Source organism: Achromobacter mucicolens (genome assembly GCF_902859725.1).
In the GTDB taxonomy this organism is placed as follows: domain Bacteria; phylum Pseudomonadota; class Gammaproteobacteria; order Burkholderiales; family Burkholderiaceae_B; genus Achromobacter; species Achromobacter mucicolens.
Map to the genome: position 1 here is coordinate 374,881 of NZ_CADIJP010000001.1, position 18,416 is coordinate 393,296.

The 18,416-nt window shown below is 67.3% G+C and carries 16 protein-coding genes; 8 read left to right on the forward strand and 8 right to left on the reverse strand.

The genetic code is table 11. The annotated features are described in order from the left end of the window. Positions 1 to 5: 5 nt before the first annotated feature. Entirely contained in the window at positions 6 to 1,397 is a 1,392-nt protein-coding gene (locus tag HV786_RS01620) for a phosphomannomutase/phosphoglucomutase (protein ID WP_175209807.1), read from the reverse strand. A gap of 315 nt (positions 1,398 to 1,712) precedes the next feature. Between HV786_RS01620 and HV786_RS01625 the strand changes: the two genes are divergently transcribed. The 5 genes from HV786_RS01625 to HV786_RS01645 all read left to right on the forward strand — a co-directional run bounded on the left by HV786_RS01625 (position 1,713) and on the right by HV786_RS01645 (position 6,753). Next, positions 1,713 to 2,345 carry a BPTD_3102 family carboxylase-like protein gene (locus tag HV786_RS01625; RefSeq protein ID WP_175209809.1) on the forward strand — a complete coding sequence of 211 codons (633 nt, stop codon included), beginning with the start codon at positions 1,713 to 1,715 and terminating at the stop codon, positions 2,343 to 2,345. A 112-nt stretch (positions 2,346 to 2,457) separates the two neighbouring features. Then, the gene (locus HV786_RS01630) at positions 2,458 to 3,873 is read left to right on the forward strand and encodes an FAD-binding oxidoreductase (protein WP_056325318.1); all 1,416 of its coding nucleotides are present in this window, start codon (positions 2,458 to 2,460) and stop codon (positions 3,871 to 3,873) included. Between the two features lie 20 nt (positions 3,874 to 3,893). After that, complete coding sequence (locus HV786_RS01635) at positions 3,894 to 4,607, forward strand: response regulator transcription factor (RefSeq protein ID WP_128828970.1); 714 nt, start codon at positions 3,894 to 3,896, stop codon at positions 4,605 to 4,607. Next, the gene (locus HV786_RS01640; protein ID WP_128828969.1) at positions 4,604 to 5,944 is read left to right on the forward strand and encodes a sensor histidine kinase; all 1,341 of its coding nucleotides are present in this window, start codon (positions 4,604 to 4,606) and stop codon (positions 5,942 to 5,944) included. Before HV786_RS01635 ends, HV786_RS01640 begins: the two co-directional genes overlap by 4 nt. A gap of 62 nt (positions 5,945 to 6,006) precedes the next feature. Further along, the gene (locus HV786_RS01645) at positions 6,007 to 6,753 is read left to right on the forward strand and encodes a phosphatase PAP2 family protein (RefSeq protein ID WP_175209811.1); all 747 of its coding nucleotides are present in this window, start codon (positions 6,007 to 6,009) and stop codon (positions 6,751 to 6,753) included. Here the strand turns inward: HV786_RS01645 and HV786_RS01650 are convergent. The 5 genes from HV786_RS01650 to HV786_RS01670 form a co-directional block, all read right to left on the reverse strand. Then, positions 6,746 to 8,029 carry a TRAP transporter large permease gene (locus HV786_RS01650; RefSeq protein ID WP_056325325.1) on the reverse strand — a complete coding sequence of 428 codons (1,284 nt, stop codon included), beginning with the start codon at positions 8,027 to 8,029 and terminating at the stop codon, positions 6,746 to 6,748. The genes HV786_RS01645 and HV786_RS01650 overlap by 8 nt on opposite strands. Further along, positions 8,020 to 8,583, reverse strand: a complete 564-nt coding sequence (locus HV786_RS01655) for a TRAP transporter small permease (protein ID WP_128828968.1) — start codon at positions 8,581 to 8,583, stop codon at positions 8,020 to 8,022. The genes HV786_RS01650 and HV786_RS01655 overlap by 10 nt, the downstream gene beginning before the upstream one ends. A gap of 7 nt (positions 8,584 to 8,590) precedes the next feature. After that, a complete protein-coding gene (locus tag HV786_RS01660) occupies positions 8,591 to 9,568 on the reverse strand; it encodes a TRAP transporter substrate-binding protein (protein ID WP_128828967.1) in 978 nt (325 codons plus the stop codon). Positions 9,569 to 9,680: 112 nt separating this feature from the next. Then, positions 9,681 to 10,559, reverse strand: coding sequence for an SMP-30/gluconolactonase/LRE family protein (locus tag HV786_RS01665; RefSeq protein ID WP_128828966.1), 879 nt, complete (start codon positions 10,557 to 10,559; stop codon positions 9,681 to 9,683). Positions 10,560 to 10,567: 8 nt separating this feature from the next. Further along, a complete protein-coding gene (locus HV786_RS01670; protein WP_175209813.1) occupies positions 10,568 to 11,407 on the reverse strand; it encodes an NAD-dependent epimerase/dehydratase family protein in 840 nt (279 codons plus the stop codon). A 129-nt stretch (positions 11,408 to 11,536) separates the two neighbouring features. On the opposite strand from HV786_RS01670, the gene HV786_RS01675 reads away from it, so the two are divergent. From HV786_RS01675 to HV786_RS01685, 3 genes are all read left to right on the forward strand, one after another. Continuing rightward, positions 11,537 to 12,265 carry a FadR/GntR family transcriptional regulator gene (locus tag HV786_RS01675; RefSeq protein WP_128828964.1) on the forward strand — a complete coding sequence of 243 codons (729 nt, stop codon included), beginning with the start codon at positions 11,537 to 11,539 and terminating at the stop codon, positions 12,263 to 12,265. 202 nt (positions 12,266 to 12,467) lie between these two features. Further along, positions 12,468 to 14,363 carry an LTA synthase family protein gene (locus tag HV786_RS01680; RefSeq protein ID WP_128828963.1) on the forward strand — a complete coding sequence of 632 codons (1,896 nt, stop codon included), beginning with the start codon at positions 12,468 to 12,470 and terminating at the stop codon, positions 14,361 to 14,363. Between the two features lie 150 nt (positions 14,364 to 14,513). Beyond that, the gene (locus tag HV786_RS01685) at positions 14,514 to 15,503 is read left to right on the forward strand and encodes an acyltransferase (RefSeq protein ID WP_420809621.1); all 990 of its coding nucleotides are present in this window, start codon (positions 14,514 to 14,516) and stop codon (positions 15,501 to 15,503) included. Positions 15,504 to 15,525: 22 nt separating this feature from the next. Here the strand turns inward: HV786_RS01685 and fahA are convergent, their stop codons facing one another. Then, positions 15,526 to 16,842: a fumarylacetoacetase gene (gene fahA, locus HV786_RS01690; RefSeq protein WP_142053186.1), complete on the reverse strand. Its 1,317-nt coding sequence runs from the start codon at positions 16,840 to 16,842 to the stop codon at positions 15,526 to 15,528. Positions 16,843 to 16,978: 136 nt separating this feature from the next. Next, a complete protein-coding gene (hmgA, locus tag HV786_RS01695; RefSeq protein WP_128828962.1) occupies positions 16,979 to 18,277 on the reverse strand; it encodes a homogentisate 1,2-dioxygenase in 1,299 nt (432 codons plus the stop codon). Positions 18,278 to 18,416: the final 139 nt, after the last annotated feature.

Consider the following 18,416-nt stretch of genomic DNA (forward strand, 5'->3'; position numbering starts at 1 on the left):
GCGGATCAGAATGGCAGAGTGGCGTTCGGGGCGAGCTTGCCCAGTTCGCGGCGGAAGTCGGCCTGGATGCGCGCGAGGGCCGCTTCGCTTTGCGCCTCGAACCGCAGCACGACGACCGGCGTGGTGTTGGACGGCCGCGCCAGACCGAAGCCGTCGGCGTACTCGGCACGCACGCCATCGATCGTGATCACGCGCTTGGCGTCGGGAAACTGGCCTTGCTCCTGCAAGGACTTGACCAGCGTGAACGGCTGGCCTTCTTCCATTTCCAGCTTGAGCTCAGGCGTGGACACGTCTTGCGGCAGGGCTTCCAGCGGGGCGCAGGCGTCGGCGGAGCGCGACACGATTTCCAGCAGGCGGGCGCCCGTGTACAGGCCGTCGTCAAACCCGTACCAGCGTTCCTTGAAGAAAATGTGGCCGCTCATTTCGCCGGCCAGCGGCGCGCCGGTCTCGGCCAGCTTGGCCTTGACCAGCGAATGGCCCGTCTTCCACATCAGCGCGGCGCCGCCGGCGGCTTCGACCGACAGGCCCACGTGGCGGCTGCACTTGACGTCATAGATGATGGTCGCGCCGGGATTGCGTTCGAGCACGTCGCGGGCAAAGAGGACGAGCTGGCGGTCGGGCCAGATGATCTGGCCGGATTTGGTGACCACGCCCAGGCGGTCGCCGTCGCCGTCGAAGGCCAGGCCGAGTTCGCAATCGGTCTCGGCGACGTGCTTGATCAGGTCCTGCAGGTTCTTGGGTTCGGCGGGATCGGGGTGATGGTTGGGAAAGTTGCCGTCCACGTCGCAGAACAGTTCGTCGACCTCGCAGCCCAGCGCGCGAAAGAGCTGCGGCGCCACTGCGCCGGCCACGCCGTTGCCGCAATCGATGGCGATTTTCATGGGACGCGCCAGCTTGACGCCGGAGGCCACGCGCGCGATGTAGGTCTGCGCCAGATCGAGCTGGCGGCGCGTGCCGGGTTCAGGGGCGGGGGCCGGGGCTTGCCCGTTCATGGTCTGCGCCAGTTGCTGGACGTCGTCGCCGAACAGCGCGCGGCCGCCCATCATCATCTTGAATCCGTTGTACTTGGGGGGATTGTGGCTGCCGGTAATGGCCACGCCCGAGCCGGTCTGCATGATGTTCGCGGCAAAGTAGACGAGCGGCGTGGGCACCATGCCAATGTCCAGCGTGTCGACGCCGCCTTCCAGCATGCCTTCCTGCAGGGCCAGCGACAGCATGTCGCTGCTGAGGCGGCCGTCGCGCCCGACCACCAGCGTCTGCACGCCCTGCTCGCGGGCGCGGGCGGCAAGCGCCACGCCGAGCGAACGGGCAAAGGTTGCGTCGATCAGGTCCGGCACGGTGCCGCGAATGTCATATGCCTTGAAAACAGAGGCCGGAAATTGTGTATTGTTGCCCACGACGGTTCCTTGTTGAGGGGGACAGCGCGGCGGCTGCCGGGTAATGGTAAACCCGTACATCCAAGCCGCTATGGCAGGGGTCAAAGTTGGATTATCCCCCATCGGCGCGGGGGGCTTCATCCTTCGGGCGGAGTAGGGCATTTACCCGGTGCGGCCTGCCCCGCCTTGGTGCGGCGCCCGGCGCGCCGCCGCCTGTTTGCGGTGCACGGCGGCGGGCGCAAAGGCCTGCTCCCGGGCCGCCGCGCATGGCACAAAAGTTGCTCGTCATCCGAAGGTGATACGCTTGCCGGGCAAGCAGAAAGACCAGGAGGGGCCATGGGCGCCAAAGTATCCACAGTCATGTCATCGGGCGGCGCCACAAGCAGGCGGGGACCGCCCACGGACTTTGCCGGCCCGGCCGCGGGCCGCGAGCGCCGGCTTGATATCCACGTGTCTGCCGCCGCGACAGGCCAATTGGCCACCGGCCGCGCCTGGGAACGCAGCGTCTGGCGCGACGCGCGCGTCCTCATCGCGGAGTGCCCCGCGCCGCATCTGGCAGCCTCGATGGAAAGCGCGTTGCGCACGGTGGCCGCCAGCGTGGCGCGCGACCGCGGCTGGCAGGCCGCCGGCACCGTGTCGTTTTCGCTGGACGACCGCAGCGGCGTCTTCCGCGTCATCGACGCGCAGACGCAGGCACGCGGGCACGACGTGCCGCTTGCCGAACACGATCCCATTGCGCCGCACGTGCTGGAAGTGCGCATCGACGGCTGCGGCGACCGCCGCCTGCCGTGCACCCATTTGATGGTCTGCGGCGCCACCCGCGGCGAGGTCCTGCGCCGCGCCTACCGCGCCTTGTCCGAACTGCCCGGCCCCGCCGGCGTGGACCGCGCCTTCCTGATGGAGCGCATTGCCTCCCGCGCCTTTTGCTCGGGCATGACGGGCACCCGGCTGGACCAGGCGGTCGGCTGATTGGCCCGCCAGGCGGGGCTTCGGCGGGCGCCGTCCAGCCCCTACAATAGTCCGCACATCCGATGAACTGCGCCCGGCCCCAGCGGCCGGGCCGATTTCAAGTGCGGCATCCATGACATTGCTGAGCGATCTACAGGCCCTCCTGGGCGACTCCCACGTGCTGACGGGCGCGGACGCGGATTCCTATGTGCTGGATTGGCGCCGCCGCTATCGCGGCGCGGCGCTGGCGGTGATCCGCCCCGGCTCCACCGCCGACGTGGCGGCCGCCATCAAGCTGTGCGCCCAGCATGGCGTGCCGGTGGTGCCGCAAGGCGGCAACACGGGCCTGTGCGGCGGCGCCACGCCGGACGATTCCGGCACAGCCATCGTCCTGTCCACCGCCCGGCTCACCGCCGTGCGCGCGCTGGACACCGACAACGACACCATCACCGTGGAGGCCGGGTGCATCCTGCAGGCCGTACAAGAGGCCGCGGCGGCCGCGAACCGCCTGTTCCCGCTGAGCCTGGCGGCCGAAGGCAGCTGCACCATCGGCGGCAACCTGGCCACCAACGCGGGCGGGACGCAGGTGCTGCGCTATGGCAACACGCGCGACCTCACGCTGGGCCTGGAGGTCGTGACCGCCGAAGGCGAGATCTGGGACGGCCTGCGCGGCCTGCGCAAGGACAACACCGGCTACGACCTTCGCGACCTGTACATCGGCAGCGAAGGCACGCTGGGCATCATCACGGCCGCCACCCTCAAGCTGTACCCGCGCCCCGTGGCGTCGTGCACGGCACTACTGACGCTGGACAGCATCGATAACGCCGTGGAAGTGCTGTCGCGCGCCCGCGCGGGGTTCGGCGCCTCGCTGACCGGTTTCGAACTCATGAGCGGCGCCTGCCTGCAAGGCGTGGTGCGCCTCTTTCCGCAGCAGCGCCTGCCCTTCGAAGGCGAATCGGCGGCCTCGCCGTGGTTCGCCTTGCTGGAGCTGTCCGACAGCGAGAGCGAGACCCACGCCCGCGAGCGTTTCGAGGCCGTGCTGGGCGAGGCCATCGAGGCGGGCCTGGTGAACGACGCCGCCATCGCCGCGAACGTCTCGCAGAGCAAGGCGCTGTGGCACCTGCGCGAAAGCATCCCGCTGGCCGAAGCTGAACTGGGCAAGTCGGTCAAGCATGACGTCTCCATTCCCATCTCGTCCATTGCCGGATTCGTGCACAAGACCAACGCCTTGCTGCAGGCGCGCTTTCCGGGCGTGCGCCATGTGATCTTCGGCCATCTGGGCGACGGCAACCTGCACTACAACGTGGCGCATGCGCCGGGGCAGAGCGAAGCCGAGCTGCTGGCGTTGCAGGGCGAGATCTACGGCGTGGTGCATGACAGCGTGCACGCGCACAAGGGCTCGATCAGCGCCGAACACGGCGTGGGCCAGCTCAAGCGTGACGAGCTGCCGCGCTACAAGAATCCCGTGGAGCTCGCCCTGATGCGCCGGATCAAGCGCGCGCTGGATCCGCAGGGGCTCATGAACCCCGGCAAGGTGCTTTCCACGTAACGCGGCCAGGATCGCAGAACATGGCAACCCCTCCCGCAGCGGGCGCGAATCACCGGGTGCTGATCGTCGAGGACGACCACATCATCGCCGGCAATCTGTACAGCTTCCTGGAGGCGCGCGGCTTTCTTCCCGACGTGGCCTACAGCGGACCCGCCGCCTTGCAGCAGTTGCAGACGCAACGCTTTGACGCCGTGCTGCTGGATATCGGCCTGCCCGGCATGGACGGCAACGCCGTGCTGCACGCCATGCGCACGGAACGGCGGCTGGCCGTGCCGGTGCTGATGCTGACCGCGCGCGACAGTCTCGAAGACAAGCTGGCGGGCTTTTCGCACGGCGCCGACGACTACCTGACCAAGCCGTTCGCGTTGCTCGAGGTCGAGGCCCGGCTGCTGGCGCTGATCCAGCGCGCCAAAGGGTCGACGGTGGACGCCGAGCGCACGTTCGGCCCGCTTCAGTTCGACGCGCGCAGCCGTGTGGTGTCGGTCAGCGGCGTGCCGGTCCATCTGACCCGCAAGGCAAGCCTCATCATCGAAGTGCTGCTGCGCGATCCGGGCCGCGTGGTCACGCGCGAGGAACTCGAATCCGTGTTGTGGGGCAACGAGCCGCCTTCGTCCGATGCGCTGCGCAGCCAGGTGCACCTCTTGCGCCGCGCGCTGGCCGACGCGGGCTTTGACGGCATCGAGACCGTGCACGGCACGGGCTGGCGCCTGGCGTTGCCCGGCGCCGCATCATGAGCCGCGCTTCCTCCGGCACCTTGACCCAGCGCGTCGTCTGGGCGCTGACGGGCGCGGTGGCGCTGTTTGTCACGGCGCTCGCGCTTCTGGCCTACCTGACGTTCGACCAGATGGAGGACGATCTGGTCAACGACATCCTCAACACCGAAATGGATCGCCTGGTCCAGCATGCACGCAGCAGTGACGAGTTCCTGCCGCGTCGCGGCCCGCGTGAACTGGGCGGGTCCATGCGCGCGTGGCTCAGCGTGGACGGCCAGCCGCCCGTCGGCATGCCGCCCGAGCTGCTATCGCTGGAGAACGGACTGCACCTCATCGAACCGGGCGCGTACACGTGGCACGTGATGGTGGCCGAGACCGACCGCGGCAAGGTGTATCTGCTTTACGACGCCACCGACAACGAAGAGCGGGTGCACGACTTCGGTCTGATCGTGCTGGGCGTGGGCGCGCTGTGCGTGGTGTTGGCCTACGCGCTGTCGCGCCGTGTGGCAGCAGTGGCGGTCGGGCCGCTGCTGGACCTGACAGACCGGCTGTCGACATGGGCGCCCGGGTCGCCCGACATGGCGGTCACGCGCGACGACGAGGCCGGGCGGCTCATCGAAGCCTTTAACCGCGTGCAGGGCCAGGTCGACCGGTCGATCGCCCGCGAACGGGAGTTTGCCGGCAATCTCAGCCACGAAGTCCGTACGCCGCTGGCCGCGATCCGGTCCGACAGCGAGCTCATGCTGCTGACGCAGGCGCTGACGCCGGACCAGCAGCAGCGCCTGACGCGCGTGGTCGACAACGTGGACCACGTGATCGTCAGCCTGGAAAGCGCGCGCGCGATGGCGCGCGACCAGTTGCGCGAGCCGGAGCCCGTCGACATTGCCGCCTGCATGGAGGACGCCTGGCGCGGCTACGCCGCCCAAGCCAGGCAGGCGGACCTGCGCTTCGATAACCAGATCCCGGCAAGCCAGGTGCTGACGCTGGACCGCTACGCCCTGCTCACCGTCCTGCGCAACCTCGTGCGCAACGCCATCGAGCACGCCGCGCCGGCCACGCTGACCGCGTCGCTGGATGCGCAGGGCGGGCTGGAACTGCGCGACGACGGCAAGGGCATCGCCGCCAGCGACCTGCCGTTCCTGTTCCGCCGGTATTTCAGCGGCCGCATGCGCGATTCGGGCGCGGCGGGCAGCGACGAGGCGGCGCGCGGGTTGGGACTGGCGATCGCCAAGCGCGTATGCGACATGCAGGGCTGGTCGCTCACGGTCGAGTCCTCGCAAGAGGGGCCCGCGCGCGGCACCCGCTTCCTATTGCGATTCCGGCAGGCCGAGACGGCAGCGCCTACCACGCGAATTTGACGAATTTTCGACTGTCGGGCCCGTAAAGTGCGCTGGCCCGAATCGTCCGGAAAATCCCGATCATGCCGTCCCCATTACTGCCGGCGCCGCACGCGCCGACGAGAGCCTTTTACCTGCTCACCCATGTCGGAGCCGTGACGCTGCTGCTTGCCTGTCTGGCGTGGTGGGCCAAGGAATCGGGGCTGGACATGTACATCGCGCGTGCGCTCTTTGACCCGGTGATCGACGATTTTCCGCTGCACGGCAGCCGGTGGCTGGAGTTGCTGGGCCACCGCATTGTGCTCGCCCTGCCGATCGGCGTGGGTCTGGCCGCGGCCGCCATCGCGGCCGCCAGCTACCGCATCCCCGCATGGCGCCGCTGGCGCGGCGCGGCGATCGCCGTGGCGGCATCGTGCCTGACCGGGCAAGTGCTCATCAACCAGCTCAAGCATCACACGACGCTGCCGCGTCCCTACGATCTGGAGACGCTGGGCGGCTACACGCCGTATCCGGTGCACTGGTGGACCTGGGCGCGTGCGCGCGCCGGCGGCGCCTTGCCCAGCGGCCATGCCGGCGCGGGCTACGCGCTGCTCAGCCTGTACTTTGCGGGATGGGCGCTGGGCCGGCCTGCGTGGCGCTGGGGCGGGCTGGCGATCGGGGTGGCGGCGGGCGCGGGCTTTTCCGTCGTGCGCATCCTGCAGGGCGCGCACTTTCTCAGCCAGACGCTGTGGTCCGCCGCGCTGATGTGGCTGCTGGCCGCGATCTTCTTCTATCCGGTGATCGTGGGACGGACCGCGCACGGCCCGTCCCGCGCGCCGCGCGTCAGTTGAGCAGCACGCCCGGCAGCCACAGCGAGAACGCCGGCACGTAGGTCACCAGCGCCAGCGCGGCCAGCAGCGCGCCGTAGAACGGCCAGATGGTGCGCATCACCGTTCCCACCGATACCCCGCCGATGGCGCATCCCACGAACTGCGTGGTGCCCACCGGCGGCGTGTTCAGCCCCAGCGCGCAGTTCAGCAGCAGCACCATGCCGAACTGCACGGGCCCCATGCCGTACTGCATGCAGATCGGCAGGAAGATCGGCGTGCAGATCAGGATGGTGGCGGCCATGTCCAGGAAGGTGCCCAGCACGAACAGGATGATGTTGACCATCAGGAAGATGGCCCACGGTTCCGTGGAAATCGACGCCATCAGCTGCCCGGTCTTTTCGGCCACGCCATAGAAGCTGATCAGGTAGCCGAACGTGGCGGAGATGCCGATCAGCAGCAGCACCACGCCCGTGGTTTTCACCGCCTTGCTGGCCGCGCGCACGAACTGGTCCCAGGTCAGCGAGCGGTAGACGAAGATCGTCAGCGCCAGCGCATACAGCACCGCCACCGCCGCGGATTCCGTCGCGGTGAAGACGCCGCTCAGGATGCCTGCGATGATCAGCACCACCACGAACAGCCCCGGCGCCGCGGCCACCAGCGAGCGGAACACGATGTGCCAGCCCGGGAACGTGCCTGCCGGGTAGCCCCGGCTGCGCGCCACGAAGTAGGCGGCGGCAAGGTTGCACGCGGTCAGGATCAGGGCGGGCACGACGCCTGCCGCGATCAGCGCCGCGATGGATACCTTGCCGCCCGCGGCCAGCGTGTAGATGATGATGTTGTGGCTGGTCGGCATCAGCGCGCCCACCAGCGCCGCGTGGGTCGTGACGTTTACCGCGTAGTCGGCGTGATAACCCTCGCGCTTCATCATCGGGATCATCACCGACCCCATCGCCGACACGTCCGCCACCGGCGATCCCGACACGCCGCCGAACAGCGTGCAGGCCACCACGTTGGACATGCCCAGGCCGCCCCGCACATGGCCCACCAGCGACTTGGCGAACGCCACGATGCGGTCGGCAATGCCGCCGTACAGCATCAGCTCGCCGGTGAAGATGAAGAAGGGGATGGCCAGGAACGAAAACGCGTTCATGCCCGAGGTCATCTGCTGGAAGGCCACTGCCAGCGGCAGGTCTTCGTACATGATGGCCGTGATGGACGACAGCCCGATGGCGAAGGCCACCGGCACGCCGATCACGAGGAACCCCATGAAGGTGAAGGACAGTAGTGTCAGCGCCATGCCGGTACCACCTTCTGGTTGCGCAGGATCGCGATGATGTGCTCGACGGAAAAGAGCGCGATCAAGGTGCCCGACAGGGTTGCAGGAACGTACTTCCACGCGTTGGAGATGCCCAGGTTGGGGATCTTGTAGGCCGCGACGGACTCGGCCAGCACGCCGCAGTTCCAGGCCATCAGCACGCCGAACAGCAGCACGAGCAGATGGATGAAGATGCGCAGCCGCCGTTGCCCGGCGGGGGGCAGGGCGTCGAGCAGGGACTCGAAGCCGATATGCCCGGCGTCGCGCACGCCCACCGCCGCGCCCAGCATGGTGACGTACAGCACCAGCAGGAGCGCCAGGCTTTCCGCCCAGGTCGGCGTGCTGTTCAGCACATGGCGGCCGAAGATCTGCAGCGAGACGGCGACGATCAGGCAGATCAGCCCGAATACGCTCGTCCACATGCAGATCCGCGCCAATCGGGCGCAGGCGCGGGAGTAGGCATCCAGCGGGGCAGCCAGGGCTTCTTCCCGGCCCCCCGCGGCGACATCTGGTTCATTCGTGGGTGTGGCCAACATGATGTCCTCACTGCACGGCCTGGATCTTGGCGACCAGGTCTTTCATTTCAGGCGTGGTGACGAAGCGTTCGTACACCGGCTTCATCGCGCCCTGGAACGAGGGTTTGTCGACCTGCGAGATCTGCGAGCCCGCCTTCTCGACCACCGCGCGCGACTTCTGCTCGCGCTCGTCCCACAGCTTGCGCATGTAGGGCACCGATTCGCGCGCCGCTTCGCGCAGGATCTTCTGGTCGTCGGGCGGCAGCTTGTCCCACTGGCGCTTGGAGAAGATCAGGATCTCGGGCGTCATCGTGTGCTCGGTCAGCGAATAGAACTTGGCGACCTCGTAGTGATGCGCGCTTTCGTAGCTGGGAAAATTGTTCTCGGCCGCATCGACCAGCCCGGTCTTGAGCGACGTGTACACCTCGCCCATCGGCATCGGCGTGGCGTTGCCGCCCATCGCCTCGACCATCGCCACGGACAGGTCCGACTGCTGCACGCGGATCTTCAGGCCCTTGGCGTCGGCCAGCGTCTTGATCGGCTTCTTGGTCGTGTACATCGAGCGCGAACCGCTGTCGTACCAGGCCAGGCCCACAAAGCCGGCACCCTCGCACGAGCGCAGGATCTGATCGCCGATCTCGCTGTCCAGCACCTTGTGCAGATGCTCCTTGGAACGGAACAGGAACGGCAGCGAGGGCACGCGGGTGGTCTGGCAGATGTTGTGCATCGCCGCGCTCGACACGCGGGCCATGGCCAGCGCGCCCAGTTTCACCTGTTCGATCGAATCGTCTTCGTTGCCAAGCGCGCCGCCAGAGAACACCTTCACGGTGATGCGGCCGTTGGTCCGTTGCTTGACCAGATCGCCGAAGTGGCGCACGGCCTGCACAGTGGGGTAGTCGTCGGGATGGATGTCCGCGGAGCGCAGCTCGGCGGCGTGAGTGGCGGGAATCAGCGTCAGCAAGGCGGCCGCGGCCAGAATGGCGCGGCTCAGGTGAGGGTGCAGCATGTCTACCTCCGGATGGGGTACGGCGTTTCGTTGAGGGCCGGGACGGCCCCGAAGCTCTTTGATATGCACTGACCTGCTCGGGGTGGGCGCAAAGGGGCGCGCCCGTCGGGTGCTAACCGGCGCTGGCGGTTTCCTCCAGGCCCTGCACGCCGGGGTGCAGGGCGAACACGGCGCCGTCCAGCGCGCCGGGCGCGGCATTGCCCGGGCGGATAGACGTCACGAAAAGCGTGTCCATGCGGGAGCCGCCGAAGGCGCACATGGCGACCTTGGCGGCGGGCACGTCCAGGGTGCGGTCCAGCCGGCCGTCGGGGGTGTAGCGATACACCTTGCCGGCGTCGTTGCCGCAAATCCAGTAGCAGCCCGCCGCGTCCACCGCGGCGCCGTCGGGACGGCCGGCGGGCAGGGCGTCAATGAAGACGCGGCGGTTGGCCGGCACACCTGTCTCGGTGTCGTAGTCGAACGCCCATACGGTGGCGCGCGACGGGTGCGAATCGGACAGGTACATCGTCCGGCCCTGCGGGCTGAACGCCAGTCCATTGGGCACGATCAGGCCGTCGAGCAGGACGGTAACGCCGCGCGCGTCATGCCGGTACAGCGCGCCGGCGGGCGAGGCCAGGGCCATGTCCATGACCATGGTGCCCGCCAGAAACCGGCCTTGCCGATCGCAGCGGCCGTCGTTGAACCGCATGCCGGGCGCGGCATGGGCAACGGATGCGAGCGGGCGAGCGGCGCAGGCCTGGCCTTCACGCAGTGCGTCGCAAGCATAAAAGCCATCTTCCATCGCCAGCAGCCAGCCGTCCCCCCGCATGGCGATGCTGCCCGCCATCTGCGGCAGTGCCCACTGCGCGAATGCGCCGGTTTCCGGCGACCAGCGCCACAGGGTCTTGCCGGGAATGTCGGTCCAGTAGAACGCCTGGTCGGCCCGGCGCCAGATTGGGCTTTCTCCGACGCCGCACAACACAGTTCCCAGACGTTCGGCGGTGGTGGACATGGGAGGCTTCAGGCGTTCGGGAAAGGGAAGGGGCCGGCCTTGACGAAGGCGCCGCCCTGATACCGCGCGGCGGGGTCGTCCGCGGCCAGCGCGGGCTGCGCTTCGACCTTTGCGCGGAATGGTTCCGACGAATCCTTGGGCGCAAAGCCCAGCACCGCCGCGCCGCTGTTGTCCCACCAGCTGTCGCGGTTGGCCGATGCGCCATACACGATGAGGTGGCCGACGTCCGGCGTGAACAGAGCGCGGACGACGAGGTCGGTCAGGTCGTCATGGCTGAGCCAGGTGACCAGCATGCGCCGGTCCTTGGGTTCGGGAAACGACGAACCGATGCGCAGGCACACGGTCTGGATGCCGTAGCGGTCGAAATAGAAGCGGGAGAGGTTTTCGCCGTAGGCCTTGCTCAGGCCGTAATAGCCGTCGGGCCGCAGGGGCACGTCCGCGTCCAGCGTCTGGCCCTGCTCGTAAAAGCCGATGACGTGGTTGGAACTGGCGAACACCACGCGCTGCACGCCATGCAGGCGGGCGGCTTCGTAGACGTTGTAGACGCCCTGGATGTTGGCGGGAAGGATTTCCTCGAACGGGCGTTCCACCGAGACGCCGCCCAGATGCACGATGGCGTCCACGCCGCGCACCAGTTCCGACACGGCGGCGGCGTCGGCCAGGTTGCAGGGGACGACTTCCTCGCCCGGCTGCGCGGGCGCCATGGCGACCACGTCCGACACGCGCAGGATGTCCGCATGGGCTTTCAATCGGGGACGCAGGACCAGGCCCAGGTTGCCGGCGGCGCCGGTCAATAACAAACGATGACACCGGGAAGATGCAGGCATGTTGTTGACAGCTCGGCTCATGACGCAACGCTCTGTGAATGGCGCGGTGGAGTGGACTTGTCTGGTACGTTATCGTACAACTGTCGCGAAGTATAATGATCGCCATTTTCCAGCGTCAAGCGCTGCGCAACCGTCTTCGGATAATCCCTGATGAACGCTCCTGTCGATACCCCTGTCCTGCCGCAGCGTCGTCCCCGCAACCTGGCGCAAGGCCTGGTCGAGAACATTTCCGAACGCATCCGCAGCGGTGAAATCCGTCCCGGCGACAAGCTTCCCACCGAATCGGCCATCATGCGTCAGTTCGGCGTCAGCCGCACGGTCGTGCGCGAGGCGCTGTCGCGGTTGCAGGCCTCGGGCCTAGTTGAAACGCATCACGGCGTCGGCACGTATGCACTGGAACCCAGCGGGGGCGGCGATTTCCGCGTGGACCCGGCCGACATCGCCACCGTGCGCGACGTGCTGGTCCTGCTGGAACTGCGTATCTGCCTGGAAAGCGAGGCCGCGGGCCTGGCGGCCATCCGCCGCAGCGAAGACCAGTTGCAGGCGATGCGGCGGGCGCTCGATGCCTTCAAGCTGGCGCTGGACAGCGGCGGCGACACCATCACGCCGGATTTCCAGTTCCATCTGCTGGTGGCCCAGTCCACCGACAATCGCTACTTCGCGGACCTCATGGCGCATCTGGGGTCCGCCATCATTCCCCGCACCCGCATCAACTCGGCCAAGTTTGCCCACGAAGACCGCGCAGCGTATCTGGCGCGCGTGAATCTCGAGCACGAAGACATCTTCAGCGCGATCACGCGGCAGGACCCCGAGGCGGCCCGCGCGGCCATGCGCACGCACCTGAGCAACAGCCGCGAGCGCCTGCGCCGCGCGCAGTAGCGCGCTCGTGGCCTTGCTTGCCGCAAGTGTGATGTCGTACAACGTTTGAACGGTACGGGCCGCCGTCGATAAATCCAAAACCGCGTTACTCTTGGCGCGGTTATTTTTTTGATCATCGAAACGGCATGGTTTTGCGCGGCACACACGGCAGTACGCATTCTTCATGGGGGCACGCATTGCCCCACGCGCGCGAGGGGCTGGCATGCGTCGCCTGACCCTTCGATTCATCATTGCCGTCCTGGCGCTCCTGACGCTGTCGCGCTTGGGGCTGGCCTTCTGGATGTGGGACCGCGTCGAAGCGGCCGGAGGCCTCGGCCCGCTTCTCTTTGGCGGACTGCGCATCGACGTGTGCCTTTTGTCGATGGTGATCGCGCTGCCGGCGGTGTTTTCGCCGTGGTTCGGTCACCGGCCGCTTGCCGTGCGCATCACCGCATGGTGGTTCCGCGTCTGGTGGATGCTGTATGTGCTGCTGGAGGTATCGACCCCGCAGTTCATCGCCGAATACGACACGCGGCCCAACCGCCTTTACTTCATCTACCTGCTCAATCCGAAGGAAGTGGGCTCGATGCTGTGGCAGGGCTACAAGGGCGTGCTGCTTGCCGCGTTCGTGGTGCTGGTCCTTGCGGCGTGGCTGGCGGTCAAGTTCTTCCCGACGCGCTCGCGCGATTCCTTCATGGCGTGGTGGAAGCGGCCCATCGCGTCCTTCGTGATCCTGGCGCTGGTGTTCCTGGGCGCGCGCGGCACGCTGGAACACCGCCCCATCAATCCGGCCAAGGTGGCGTTCAGCTCGGACGCCATGGTGAACGCGCTGGCGCTCAATTCGTTGTACAGCGTGTTCGATGCGGCGTACCGCATGCGGGACGAGCGCTCGTCGGCCGCGATGTATCCCAAGATGGCCGTGGACGAGATGAACGCCATCGTGCGCGAGAAGGCCGGCATGACCGGCGCGCCCATGGATCCCAAGCTGCCCAGCCTGCATGAACAGAAAGCGACCGTGCGGCGGGACAAGCCGCTGAACGTGGTGATCATCCTGCAGGAAAGCCTGGGCGCGCAGTACGTCGGCAGCCTGGGCGGGCGCGACCTCACCCCCAACATCGACCGCTTGGGCAAGGAGGGCTGGATGTTCCACCGCGCCTACGCCACCGGCACGCGGTCGGTGCGCGGCATCGAAGCCGTGACGGCGGGCTTTTTGCCCAGCGTGGCCGACGCCGTGGTCAAGCTGCCGCGTTCGCAGACGGGCTTTTTCACGCTGGCGCAGCTGTTGGGCAAGCATGGCTATCACTCGCGCTTCGTGTACGGCGGCGAGTCCCACTTCGACAACATGCGCGCCTTCTTCCTGGGCAACGGCTTTGACGAGATCGTGGACCGGCCCAAGTTCGTCGACCCCGTATTCGAAGGATCGTGGGGCGCCTCGGACGAAGACATGTTCAATCAGGTCGACCGTCTGCTGCGCGCCGATGGCGACAAGCCGGTCTTCACGCTGGCGTTCTCGGTGACCAACCATTCGCCCTGGGAATATCCGTCCGGGCGCATCCAGCCCGTGGGCGATCCGGCCACGGTGGACAACACGGTGCGCTATGCGGACTGGGCGCTGGGCCAGTTCTTCGAGAAGGCGCGCAAGGCGCCGTATTGGGACAACACGGTTTTCCTCGTCATCGCCGACCACGATTCTCGCGTGTACGGGTCCATTCCCGTGCCGGTGCGGCACTTCCAGATCCCCGCGCTGATCCTGGGCGCGGGCATCGCGCCGCGGCAGGACGATCGCCTGGTCAGCCAGATCGACATGGCCCCGACGCTGCTGTCGCTGATCGGCCTGGACAATGTGAATCCCATGCTGGGCGTGGACCTGACGCAGCGTGATCCCAACCGCGCGATGATGCAGTACGCGGACAACTTCGGCTATCTGAAGGGCGATCAGCTGCTGGTGCTGGAGCCCGCCAAGGCGCCCCGGCAGTTCAGCTACAAGGCGGCGCCGGTGGGGCAGGATGAAACGTACGCGCCGGTCGAGCCGGCGGACCCGGCCCTGACCCAGGAGGCGCTGGCGCACGCGCTGTGGGCAAGCTGGGCGTACCGCGAAGAGAAGTACCGCCTGCCTTGATCCTACTCAAGCCTCATTCCGCGGGCCGATAGCACACTGGCGGCCATGACAACGCCGAACCCCTCCACGGGAGCCTCCCGCGCCGCATCCCCGGCGCTTTCGCACGCCCAACCCGCGGCGCCGCAACCGCGGCGCCGCCTGGCCATCCCCGTGCCGCGCGGCCGGCTGGCGTGGATAACCGGCGTGCTCAGCACCATTTGGCTGGCCGCCAACACGCTGTTCTGGTGCCTGCTGCTGTTCCCGGTCTCGCTGCTGAAGCTGGCGTTGCCGTTTGCCGCGGTCAGGCGGCGCATCGATCCCATTCTCAACGGCATTGCCACGGCGTGGGTATCGTGCAATACGGGCTGGTTCATGCGCATTCAGCCCCAAGCCTGGGATATCCAGGGCAATCAGGGCCTGCGCTATGCGGACTGGTATTTGGTCAATTGCAACCATCAGTCGTGGGTCGACATCTTCGTACTGCAGTACGCGCTGAACCGGCGCATCCCGCTGCTCAAGTTCTTCCTCAAGCAGCAGCTCATCTATGTTCCCGTCATCGGACTGGCGTGGTGGGCGCTGGACTTTCCCTTCATGAAGCGGCACGGCAAGGCGGCCCTGCGCAAGAACCCGGATCTGGGGCGCCAGGACCAGGAAGCCGCACGCCGCGCCTGCGCCAAGTTTTCGCTGGTGCCCACCAGCGTGATGGTATTTGCCGAAGGCACGCGTTTCAGCCCAGCCAAGCGCGCGGCGCAGGGTTCCCCGTACCGCCATCTGCTCAAGCCCAAGGCGGGCGGGTTGGCGGTGTCTTTGAATGCGATGGGCGCGCGGTTCCGTTCGATGATCGACGCGACCATCGCCTATCCGGACGGCGTGCCCAGCTTCTGGGATTTTGCCTGCGGACGCGCAGGGCAGGTGGTGGTGCGGATGCGGCAGTTGCCGGTGCCGCCAGCCTTCTGCGAAGCCGATTACTCGCGCGACAAGGCGTTTCGCACCACGTTCCACCAATGGCTCGGCCAGCAGTGGCAGGCCAAGGACGACGAGATCGAGGCGCTTGTCGCGCGGCCGGGTACGTCTGCCTCGGGAATGCCGGCGGCTGGGATGCCGGCCCCCGGATCGCCGGCCGCCGGAAGGCCGGCCCCCGCAAACCCACCCGCCAGTTAGCGGGTTTGCGGGGGGCGCAGCCTTAGACGCGCGCGGGCAGCACGACGCCCGAGCATTCCCCGAAGCCGATGCGCGGATAACCCGCCTTCACGCATTCGGCGCGGATGATGATCTGGTCGCCGTCCTGCAGGAACGTGCGCTTTTCGCCCCACGGCAGTTCGATCGGCGCCTTGCCGCCATTGCTCAGTTCCAAGAGCGAACCCGCTTCCGCCGGACGCGGTCCGGACAGCGTGCCGGTGCCCAGCATGTCGCCCGGTTGCAGATTGCAGCCATTGACCGTGTGATGCGTGATGAGCTGCGCCACGTTCCAGTACGCATCGCGGAAGTTGCTGCTGGACAGCTGCACCGGCGGCGTGCTTGCGGCGCGGGATTGCTCGGTGGTCATCAGCACTTGCATCTGCACGTCATAGGCGCCCTTGGCGCGGTTGGCGTCCGACGACAGGTACGGCATCGGCTGGGGTTCGCCCGCGCCGCGGTTCCATTGCGTGCGGAACGGCTCCAGCGCTTCCATCGTGACGATCCACGGCGAGATCGTGGACGCGAAGTTCTTGGACAGGAAGGGGCCGAGCGGCTGGTATTCCCAAGCCTGGATGTCGCGCGCCGACCAGTCGTTCAGGATGCACAGGCCGAACACGTGCGAATCGGCATCGGCCAGTTCGATGCGTTCACCCTGGGCGTTGCCCGTGCCCACGAAAATCCCCAGTTCCAGTTCATAGTCCAGGCGCGCGCAGGGGCCGAATTGCGGCGTTTCGCCCTCGTTGGCGGGGCGCGTCTGGCCGACGGGACGCGGGAATTTCTGATTCACGCCGATGCTGGAGGCGCGGCCGTGATAGCCGATGGGCACCCACTTGTAGTTCGGCAGCAGGGGATTGTCGGGACGGAACTGCTTGCCCACGGCGGTGGCGTGATGCACCGAGATATAGAAGTCGGTGTAGTCGCCGATGCGGGCGGGCGTGGTGTATTCGGCGTCGGCCTGCGCGACCAGCAGCGGCTCCACGGTGGCGCGCAGGGCGGCGCCTTCGCGCAGCGCGCGCGACAGGGCCAGGCGCAGCGCGCTCCAGTGCGATTGGCCCAGGGCCATCAACGCATTCAGGCTGTCGGTGGCGCAGGCGGCCAGGGCTTCAGCGGCCAGGCCTTCGAACGGCTGCTTGCCGGCCAGCGCGGCCAGGTCCAGGATCTGGTCGCCGATGGCCACGCCGGGCCGGAAGGATTCTTGCGTGCCCTTGCGGCGGAAAGCGCCGTAGGGCAGGTTCTGCACGGGGAAATCCGACGTGTCCGAATTGGCGCTGGCGACCCAGCTCTTCAAGGACGGGTCGTGGGTTTCGTTGATGGTGGTCATGGCTGCGTGTCTCGGTCAGTGTGGTTATGGGAGCCGGCCGGGCGCACGGGCCTGCCGCGCGCCGGATGCATGAAACGCCAAACGGCGATACGCTCCTCGCGCATCGCCGCCGGCAATGAAGGCTGACGCGGACGCGTCACGCCTTCTTGGGATCGAAGTGCTTTGCGATGCCCTGCCAGCACCGGTAGTAATCGCCCTGCAATTCTACCGACGCCAGCGCCTGCTCCGTCGGGCGGATCACGCGGCGGGTCTCGAACATGAACGCCATCGTGTCGCGGATGTAATGCGCCTTGCTGGTGTCCGCATGCGAGGCCTTCTCGAAGGTCTCGGCATCGGGGCCGTGGCCGCTCATGCAGTTGTGCAGGCTGGCGCCGCCCGGCGCGAAGCCATCGGCCTTGGCGTCGTACACGCCCTGGATCAGGCCCATGAATTCGCTGGCGATATTGCGGTGGAACCAGGGCGGACGGAACGTGTTCTCCATGGCCAGGATGCGCGGCGGGAAGATCGCGAAGTCCATGTTGGCCGTGCCCGGGGTGTCCGACGGCGCCGTCAGCACCGTGAAGATCGACGGATCCGGATGGTCGAAGCTGATCGAACCGACGGTGTTGAAGTTGCGCAGGTCGTATTTGTAGGGGGCGTGCGTGCCATGCCAGGCCACCACGTTCAGCGGCGAATGATCGATCGAGGCACGCCAGAAGCCGCCCGTGAACTTGGCGATCAGTTCAAAGTCGCCGTCCACGTCTTCGTACCAGGCCACGGGCGTCTTGAAGTCGCGTGCGTTGGCCAGACAGTTCGAGCCGATCGGGCCCAGTTCCGGCAGGCGCAGCGCCGCGCCAAAGTTCTCGAGCATGTAGCCGCGCGCCGTGCCGTCCAGCAGCTCCACGCGGAACCGCACGCCGCGCGGAATGACGGCAATCTCCAGCGGTTCCAGGTCGATCAGCCCCAACTCGGTGGCCAGGCGCAGCCGGCCCTCTTGCGGCACCAGCAGCAGTTCGCCGTCGGCGTTGTAGAAGTAACGGCCCTGCATCGAGCGGTTGGCCGCGTACAGATGGATGCCCACGCCGCCCTGTTCGTCGGGGCCGCCATTGCCGCCCCACGTCTTCACGCCTTCCAGGAAATCCGTGGGCGCGTCCGGAATCGGCATCGGGCTCCAGCGCAGTTGATTCGGCGTGACCGGGCCGTGGCCGAACGTGCTCAGCCAGCCGGTGGCGCCGTCGAAGGCTTCAAAGGGCTTGTGCTGCGCGCCCGGACGGATCCGGTACAGCCATGAGCGGCGGTTCTCGGCGCGGGGCGCGGTGAAGGCGGTGCCGGAAAGCTGCTCGGCGTACAGGCCGTAGGGACATTGCTGCGGCGAATTGCGGCCGATGGGCAGGGCGCCGGGCAAGGCCTCGGTGGCGCAATCGTTGCCGAAGCCGGTCTGGTATTGCAGTTCCATGGAATCCTCCTGGGGCGGCGGGCGCGGTGCTTGGCCGCGCGGCTTGGTGTGGTGGCCGGCGCGGGCGTTGCCCGAGCCGATGTGCCATTGTCGGAAAAAATCCCTGTTGCGGCTACGGGAATGCAAAAATAGCGACTAT